The 7,372-nt window shown below is 68.3% G+C and carries 6 protein-coding genes; 2 read left to right on the top strand and 4 right to left on the bottom strand.

What is annotated here, in order from left to right; all coding sequences use genetic code 11:
- Together A5645_RS28150 and eccD are read left to right on the top strand one after the other, a co-directional pair.
- Positions 1 to 649: MinD/ParA family ATP-binding protein (locus tag A5645_RS28150; RefSeq protein WP_172830523.1), on the top strand; the 649-nt coding region annotated here is incomplete at its 5' end.
- Complete coding sequence (gene eccD, locus A5645_RS12080; protein ID WP_065129646.1) at positions 646 to 2,181, top strand: type VII secretion integral membrane protein EccD; 1,536 nt, start codon at positions 646 to 648, stop codon at positions 2,179 to 2,181. The genes A5645_RS28150 and eccD, both read left to right, overlap by 4 nt.
- A gap of 7 nt (positions 2,182 to 2,188) precedes the next feature.
- Here the strand turns inward: eccD and A5645_RS12075 are convergent, their stop codons facing one another.
- The 4 genes from A5645_RS12075 to espB form a co-directional block, all read right to left on the bottom strand.
- The gene (locus A5645_RS12075) at positions 2,189 to 2,986 is read right to left on the bottom strand and encodes a hypothetical protein (RefSeq protein ID WP_065129645.1); all 798 of its coding nucleotides are present in this window, start codon (positions 2,984 to 2,986) and stop codon (positions 2,189 to 2,191) included.
- Between the two features lie 168 nt (positions 2,987 to 3,154).
- Positions 3,155 to 5,386: an EspK C-terminal domain-containing protein gene (locus A5645_RS12070; RefSeq protein ID WP_065129644.1), complete on the bottom strand. Its 2,232-nt coding sequence runs from the start codon at positions 5,384 to 5,386 to the stop codon at positions 3,155 to 3,157.
- A 209-nt stretch (positions 5,387 to 5,595) separates the two neighbouring features.
- Positions 5,596 to 5,943, bottom strand: a complete 348-nt coding sequence (locus A5645_RS12065; RefSeq protein ID WP_065129643.1) for a YbaB/EbfC family nucleoid-associated protein — start codon at positions 5,941 to 5,943, stop codon at positions 5,596 to 5,598.
- On the bottom strand, positions 5,940 to 7,340 hold the full coding sequence (gene espB, locus A5645_RS12060; RefSeq protein ID WP_065129642.1) for an EspB family ESX-1 secretion system-associated protein: 1,401 nt from the start codon (positions 7,338 to 7,340) through the stop codon (positions 5,940 to 5,942). Before espB ends, A5645_RS12065 begins: the two co-directional genes overlap by 4 nt.
- Between the last annotated feature and the right edge of the window lie 32 nt (positions 7,341 to 7,372).

The raw sequence follows: 7,372 nt of genomic DNA, 5'->3' as shown, positions 1-7,372 counted from the left end.
GCTCGACGCGGACCCCGGTTGCGGCAACTTGGCCGAGCGCGCCGGGCGTACCTCGCCGTCTTCGATCGCGGATTTGATTGCCGACCAGAACCTTTCGCATTACAACGATGTGCGCGCACACACGAGCGTGAACGCCCACAATCTGGAAATCCTGCCGACCGCCGAATACACCACGGCGCAACGCGGACTCAGCGGTGAGGACCTGCGCTTCGCGGTCGACACGGTGTCCAAGTTCTACAACCTGGTGCTGGCCGACTGCGGGCCGGGATTGTTCGACCCGGTCACCCGCGGTGTGCTCGAGACCGCGTCGGCGATCGTGATCGTGACCAACGTGTCGCTGGACAGCGCCCGGCAAGCCGAGAGTGCGCTGGAGTGGCTGCGGCACAACGGGTATCAGGATCTGCTGAGTCGCGTCGTCGTGGTCATCAACCACGTCGCGGTCGGCGAGACCAACGTCGCGGAGAAGAAACTAGTGCGGCAGTTCCAGCAGCTGATACAACCGGACCGGGTCGTGTTGCTGCCCTGGGACAAGCACATCGCGACGGGAACCGAAATTCAGCTCGACCAACTCGACCCCGCCTACCAACGGCGGGTACTCGAACTGGCCGCGGCTCTGTCCGACGATTTTGAAAGGGCGGGACGTCGTTGAGCGCACCTGCTGTTGCCGCCGGCTCCACCGCATCTCAGACCGCGCCCGCGAGGCCGGCCACCACCCGGGTGACGGTCCTGACCGGAAAGCGGATGACCGACCTGGTGCTGCCGGCGGCGGCACCGATGGCCACCTACATCGACGAGACCGTCGCGGTCCTGGCCGACATGCTCGAAGACACCCCACCGGATGTCCTGGCGGGCTTCGACTTCGCCGCCCAGGGCGTGTGGACGTTCGCCCGCCCGGGGTCGCCGCCGCTGCGGCCCGAACAGTCCCTAGACGAGGCCGGCGTGGTGGACGGCTCGTTGTTGACCCTTGTTTCGGCCAGCCGGACGGAGCGATACCGACCGCTGGTCGAAGACGTCATCGACGCGATCGCGGTGCTGGACGAATCGCCGGAATTCGATCGAACGGCGGTCGAGCGTTTCATCTCGGTGGCCATCCCGATCCTGGCCCTCCCGCTGACCGCCATCGCCATGCGCGCGTGGTGGACGACCGGGCGCAGCTGGTATTGGCCGGTGGCGTTGGGCCTGCTGGGCATCATCGCCCTGGTCGTGTCGTTCGTGGCGAAGCGGTTCTACGCCAAGGCCGATCTTTCCGAGTGCCTGCTGATTGCCGCTTACCCGCTGCTGGCGGGCGCGGCGGCGACCGCCGTCCCGCTGCCACGTGGCACAAGTTCGCTCGGGGCGCCGCACCTGGCCGCCGCAGCTACCGCGGTGCTGTTGTTGACGGTGTTGGTCCGCGGCGGCCCTCGCCGACGCCACGAAGTGGCCTCGTTCGTCGTGATCAGCATGATGGCGCTGGTCGGTGCCGCCGTCGCGACTGGTTACGGCTACCAGGAGTGGGTGCCGGCCGGGGCAATCGCATTCGGTTTGTTCGTCGTGACCAACGCCGCCAAGCTCACGGTCGCCGTGGCGCGAATCGCGTTGCCGCCGATCCCCGTTCCGGGTGAGACGGTCGACAACGAGGAACTCCTCGACCCGGTGACCGCCGAGGACGCCACCAACGAGGAGACGCCGACCTGGCAGGCGATCATCGCGTCGGTGCCGGCGTCCGCGGCCCGGCTGACCGAACGCAGCAAACTGGCCAAACAACTGCTGGTCGGGTATGTGACGGCGGGCGCCGTGATCCTGGCGGCCGGTGCCGTCGCGGTGGTGGTGCACGGGCACTTCTTCGTCCACAGTCTGGTTGTCGCCGGGTTGTTGACCGTGCTGTGTGGGTTCCGTTCGCGGCTTTATGTGGATCGTTGGTGCGCCTGGTCGCTACTGGCCGCGACCGCCGCAATCCCGACGGGCTTGGCCATGCGCCTTTGCCTCTGGTACCCACAGTGGGCGTGGGCGATTCTCGCCGGCTACCTGGTGCTGGTGGTGGTCGCGTTGATCATCTTCGGAGCGATGGCCCCGATCAAGCGCCTGTCGCCCGTGATGAAGCGGATCACCGAACTCCTCGACGGTGCCGTGGTGGCTTCGATCATTCCGCTGCTGTTGTGGACCACCGGGGTCTACGACATGGTGCGGAATCTGCGGTTCTAGATCCTTCTCAGATCGGCGCCGCGACCGGCCCCGCCGCCGACTTCCCGCCGGCGGAGCCCTCCACCGGGGCGCTGACCAGGGTCGCCTTGCCCGCGGCGGCACCGTCGGCTGGCGCACTGTCGGCCGGGCTACCGTCGGCGTCCGGGTTCTCCTCGTCGTCCTTCTTGTCCTCGTCGGCCGGCTTGGTGTCGCTGGCGAGTTGGGCCCCACCGCCCTGCCCGGCTTGAGATGCGGCCTGCTGAACGCTTTGGCCGACCTGCTGTCCCATCGGCGCCATCTGTTGAGCCATCGGCGCCAACTGAACCAGTTGTGGCACGGTCGCGGCGATCCGGGGTGACAACGCCTCGGCCTGTGCCCCAACCGCGGCGCCGACCTGCGACACCGCCCCTGCCGATGCCGCGCCCGCCAGCTGTTGTGCCGCGGCCACAGGTCCGCCCAGCATCGCAGCTCCCGCGGCGGCGCCGCCCAAGCCCGTCACCGCCCCAAGTGCGTTTGCGCCCATCGACTGGCCGTCCGCACCGAATGCGTACTGCGTCAGTGCCTGGCCCAGCGACTGATCGGCCTTCGTGTAGATATCGGCCGCGGCGCCCATGCTGGTCGCGGTCCTCTTCAACGCGGCGGTGACGCCGGGCATCCCGTCGGTGACCAGGGATTCGATGGCCGGCATCGTTTCGTTGATCGCCCCCGACACCGCGTCCGAACCGGTCGCGGCGATCGGTGAAGGCGGCGTCGGAAAGACCAGCTCGGTGAGTTTGCTCGCGGCGGCGACCAGACGGGCGGGATCGACTGCTAGTGGTTCAACCATCACAGCGTCCCTTCTCCGTCGTTTGCCATCCAGAAAATCTTAACCGACGTGCCACAACCCCCCGGACGCCAATTTCGGCCCGCCGCAGGCATCGGCGCGCCGTGCCACCCGGGAGAGCCGCCCGGGCGGCCCGCCGTCGTGTTTGCCATACCGGTTCCCACCCGCCCGTCAGGTGGCCTGCGAGATCGCGCTGTCGAGCAGGGCGGCGACGTGACGCCAGTACAAGAACTCCTCGACCGCCGGACGCTGCGCCTCGGCGTCGGCCGCTTTGTAGGCCTTGTGCAGAGCGAGGTCCTGGCTGTGCGCGGCGTAGGCGTGAAAGGCGCGCAGGTGCGCGATCTCGCGACCGGTCGCCGTGCTCGTCATCGGCTTCATCAGCTCGAACCACAGGATGTGTCGCTCGTCGTCGGGAGCGTTGGCGTCGGCCGGGGCCGGCGGCAGCAGGTCCACCAGATGCAGGTCATCGGTCTCCGCCAACTGCGCCGCCGCCGCCGGGTCCACCACCTCAAGGCGCGGCCGGCCGACCATCTTGCCGGTGTCCGGGATGTCGTCGTCCTCCAGCAGGATCTTGGCGACACCGGGATCGGAGTTCGCCAGTTGCTCGGCGGTGCCGATCACGGCCCGTAGCTTCAGGTCGTGATAGGCGGCCCAGGTCTGCACGGCGATGACCGGATAGGTTGCGCTGCGGGCCTTTTCGTCGACCGGGACGTTTCGGTCGGCACTGGCCATGAACACCTTGGCGGGCAGTTGGACGCCGTCCGGTATGTAGGCCAGCCCGTAGCTGTTGGCGACAACGATCTCACCGTCGGTGGTGACGGCGGTGACCCAGAAGAATCCATAGTCGTCGCCACCGGCGAGGTCGCGGGCGTTCAGCGCGGCAGCAATCCGTCGCGCCAGGCGCAGCGGATCCTTTTTGGCGCCACCGGCGCGGGATGCCGCGGCCGCCGCGTCACGCGCGGCCCGTGCGGCCGAGACCGGGATGGACGGCAGCGCGGTGACATCGTCTGCGGAGCTCGGCTTGTCCTTCTGGTCGTCGTCCGTACGGTTCGCCGGGGTGGGCCGGGCCGCCGGTGTAGTGCGGGCCGACGCCGGGCGCGGCGGCGACGCGCCGGCCGGTGCCCGCCCGGCCCCACCCAGCGGCGCCCGACCGCCCGCGGCGCGCCCACCGGCACCCGGACCGCCCGCGGCCGCACCCGCACTCGGACTTGCCGCCGCACCCACCGGTCCCATTCCGCTCGCGGTGCTTCGCGCAGCCGGCGGGATTCCGGTGGCCGCCGCGGGTGCCATCGCCGGCGCTGCGTCGTCCCCGCGATGCGACGGAGACGAGGAACCGCCCGGTTGACCGGTGTGGGCGGGAACATCGACGGCCGCCGCCGGCTTCACGTGCGCCGGTTCGGTGCCAGGAATAGCCGGACCCGACGGAGTGCTCGGGCTCGCCGGCGCGGATGGCAGGTCCGGCGGCGGCCCGCCGGGCGTTGGCGCGGGGGCAGGACCCGGCGTCGGCTTGCCCGGCGTCGGCGCGGGGGTCGGCGCGGGCGCTGGCGCCGGGTTCACCGGGGTGACCGGCTGGTATGGCTGAGGTTTGGGGTTGACCGGCGTGATCGGAGTTATGGGCGTGCCCGGCTGGCTCGGGTTGACCGGCGTGACCGGCAGCGACGGCACCGGGGTGATCGGCGTGACCGGGTTCGGGTTCACCGGGTCGAACGGGGTCGGCGTGACCGGGCTGATAGGTGTGCCCGGACCCACGGGCTCGTAGGGGTTGGCCGGGATCGGCTCGAACGGTGCCGGCGTCGGCCCGACCGGGGTGGGCGCGCCCGGCGTCGGAACGACGACCGTCGGGACCTCTGGAGCGGGCGGCGTCACCTGGTGCAGCAGATCCTCGAGCGCGTTGTGCGGCGGCTTCCAATTCTTGGACGCCCGAACCTGTTCCGCGGTTTCGGTGACCAAACTCGTGTTTGCCTGATGTGTTTCGCGGACCAGCGCTTCGATCGCCGCTTGGCGTGCCTCCGCCTCGAGCTCGGTGTCGTTCTCCAGGATGATGATTTCGCGCTGTGCCCCGTCGACGTTGTTCCCGATCTCGGATTTGGCCTGGACGAGCAGGTTGCCGATGTGCTGATGCCAGGTGATGACGGTGACGAGATAATCCTGCAGCGTGCTCATTTCGGTCAGATTCGCGCCGAGCGCACCATTGGCCGCGTTTGCGGCACCGCCCGACCAGATACCTCCGTCGAAGATCTCGACCTGCTGGCGGCGAGCGGAGTCCATGACGTCGGTGACTTCGCGCAGTACGCGGTTGTATTGTTGCGCACGGTCGTAGAACGTGTCCTCGTCGGCTTGCGGCCATCCGCCCGGTTCAAGCATCTGACCGGCGTACTCGCCCGTCGGCCTCGGAATGCCCATTGCTACTCTCCTCGTTCGGCCGGTGCGCAGCCGTCACTCTCCGGCCCGCGGTGGCCAACCCGAGCGTGCTGCGTCTTGCCGGACGTCATGGTTATCAAGCCTAACTGAGGTTATTCCCTGGTAGCTGCGGCAATTTCGCGACTTCGGCGCTGCCGCGGGTACGACGAAGAGCGGCATCACTTGCCGAAAGTTCAACCCAGCCAGTGTGTTTAGGCAAAGCCGGGGTTGGCGGCCTTCGTCATCGCCTCGAGCGCCGCGGTCAGCTGTTCACCGGCCGCCGCGTTGTACTGGCTTGCCGACGCCTGCGCGTTCTGCAGGGCCTCGTTGACTCGGGCGCCCACCACTTCCGCGCCGACCTCGCGAATCAGGCCGTCGTTGATGCGCACACCGGTCAGCCACTGGTGCCCGTTGATCGTCACTTCGACGGTCTCGGATTCGTCCGTGCCGCGGAAGTTCCCGTTGTTCATCTGGTTGAGGGTGCCCTCGAGGGCTGTTTGGAAATGCGCCGCCAATGCGAGCGCCGCCGCGACATGCGGGTCCAATTCCGAGCTGGTCACTTTGACTCCTTCATGTCTTGCCGGCGGCGCTGGCCGATAACGGCTTCGGTCCACGCCCTGTCTTCGGTGTAAAGCGCTTCGTCATCCTGTTGAGCGCCTTTGGATTTGGATCCTCCACCACCCTGGCCGTGTCCACCCATCGGCATGCCCATGCCGCCGCCACCCATACCACTGCCGCGGGCTGCGGCGGCAGCGCCGAGGCCCGCGATGTCACCGGCACCCGCGGGCCGCATCGACTGGCCGTCCAAGCCACCGCCGGCACCCGTCGCCGGAGCCAGCGGCATCGACGGCATGCCACCGCCGCCACCGCCACCGCCGCCGAGCGACATCGGTTTGACGCCAAGGTCTTTCGGCAGGTTGGCGGCCGCCTCCCGACCCGCCGCGGTCAGCTCGGAACCGACTCCGGCCGGCATGCCACCGCCGGCGCCACCGGTGGGCGGCGTCATCATTGGAGGCTGCATGCCACTGCCCGACCCACCGCCGGCCATGGCTGCCGCCTGCATCACCTGAGTGGGAATCAGTCCCGGAGTCTGCGGCGGCGGGGGCGGATCGATTTTGATTGCCTTGGGCGGCTTCTCGAGTTTGAACGCCTTAATCTCGTTGGCGGCCCTGGTGTTGTAGTCGTTCATTATCGTCTCGGACGCCTGCTGGTATTCGGCGTAGGTCTTGATGGCCTCTTTATTGCCTTCCTGGGCCGCCTCGCGCACCAATGCGATCGACGCCGACGACGGATGCGCTCGTATGGCCCTGGCCTGCAACTGCGCCATGTAATCCGCCTGCTGACCCAACGCGGTGGCGTTCGCCGCCATATAGTCGATCCACAGGCGCTGGTTGTCGAGCTCTTGCTCGCAGACGTCGGCGGCATCGCCCTCCCAGTTCTGGAAGATCCGGAACCGCTTGGTATCCGCTTGCAGGGCGAAGCTCAGCTTGAACCAGTTCTGGGCCATGCGGCTCAGGGATGCACCCTGGTCGCCCGCTTCGAGCTTCTTTGCGGTGGCCTCGATATCCGCGTAGCCGTCGTCACCCGCTACCGCCACCTGAGGGGTGTCTTCCAGCCCGGCGGACTCGTCACCGCCGACGCCGCCGGCCGACTCGGCGGCCACCTCACCGCCGTCATTGTCCAGGGCGGCCGCGCCCTCCTCGTCGACGTCACCGTAGGCCTTGGCCGCGTTACGCAGGGAGGTCGCCAAGCGGCTCCGCTCGCGGGCGCCGGCCTCGAGAAACATGCGCATGTTCTCGGCGTTCAGCTTGATCTGCTCGGTCGCGTTGATGGCCGTCGTGATCGCGCTTGGCGCCACCGGCACATCGGTCGGCGGTGCCGCCATCGGCGCCTCGACCTCGTCGGCCCGCGAAAGAATCTCTTGCTGATCGACCTTCACGGTTTGCGGCTGAGTCATATCGGAACATCCTCCTTAATGCTCTAACCATT

The sequence above is a fragment of the Mycobacterium asiaticum genome, assembly GCF_001673635.1.
In the GTDB taxonomy this organism is placed as follows: domain Bacteria; phylum Actinomycetota; class Actinomycetes; order Mycobacteriales; family Mycobacteriaceae; genus Mycobacterium; species Mycobacterium asiaticum_C.
Note: the sequence above shows the minus strand (reverse complement) of the source record. Positions and strands in the feature narration are given on the sequence as shown.

Coding starts and splice junctions, on each gene's coding strand:
- A5645_RS12075 (WP_065129645.1), bottom strand. CDS start 2,986: ATGGTTGAACCACTAGCAGTCGATCCCGCCCGTCTGGTCGCCGCCGCG.
- espB (WP_065129642.1), bottom strand. CDS start 7,340: ATGACTCAGCCGCAAACCGTGAAGGTCGATCAGCAAGAGATTCTTTCG.
- A5645_RS12070 (WP_065129644.1), bottom strand. CDS start 5,386: ATGGGCATTCCGAGGCCGACGGGCGAGTACGCCGGTCAGATGCTTGAA.